Genomic DNA, 654 nt, shown 5'->3' on the forward strand with positions numbered 1-654 from the left:
CCGCAGAGGATCGCGCCCGGACCTGGAGGCGGGAAGGAGGACAGTTCAGTCCGCCATACACGGTACAGATTACCTCGACCACCCACGGAGCCTCCATTGTCTATACGACCGGTCAGGGCGAGGATCCCGACTGGCAGCTGTATACCGGACCCATTCGGGTCGAGGAACCGCTGACCCTGAGAGCCAAAGCCGTACGATACGGGTATGCCGAAAGTGAAGAGATCAACGGGGCGTTTGGTGTAAAATAACGTGAGAGCCTTTTGTGTTCTGAACACTCGGAAACACATTATTCCAATACCTTGGAAACTAGATTATGATTATAATACCATATTTAACGTGAGTTAGACATAAGAAAAGGGCATTTTATCGAATAAAAAAGCAGGATATTTAGTATCTTAAGTTATTGTCCAACATACACTTAACCAAATCTCCTGCCGTGATTAACGTCCTCAAAATTACGGAAATATTTTGTTCTTTGGATGACTTTACTGCCGATTTTTTGCCCGTCTGGCATCGCCATCTGTTGGCGGCAGGCAAGTCTCGCATAAAACCCTGCCGGCTGTCCCCTTCGGAAGTGATGACCATTCAGGTACTGTTCCATCTGTCCGGGGTCCGTACCTTTAAAAAGTTCTACCAAGGCTATGTTTGCAAGCA

Annotated in this window: 1 protein-coding gene and 1 pseudogene; both read left to right on the forward strand. The window is 47.9% G+C overall.

The window, feature by feature from the left end; genetic code table 11:
• Window positions 1-248, forward strand: a 248-nt coding sequence (locus ACG2E4_RS18460) for a chitobiase/beta-hexosaminidase C-terminal domain-containing protein (RefSeq protein WP_395277510.1), incomplete at its 5' end; no start/stop codon positions are given.
• Window positions 249-436: 188 nt separating this feature from the next.
• Window positions 437-654: pseudogene (locus tag ACG2E4_RS18465) on the forward strand (IS982 family transposase); the annotation flags it as partial.

Source organism: Halalkalibaculum sp. DA384, from assembly GCF_043951955.1.
Taxonomy (GTDB): Bacteria; Bacteroidota; Rhodothermia; order Balneolales; family Balneolaceae; genus JAMQKA01.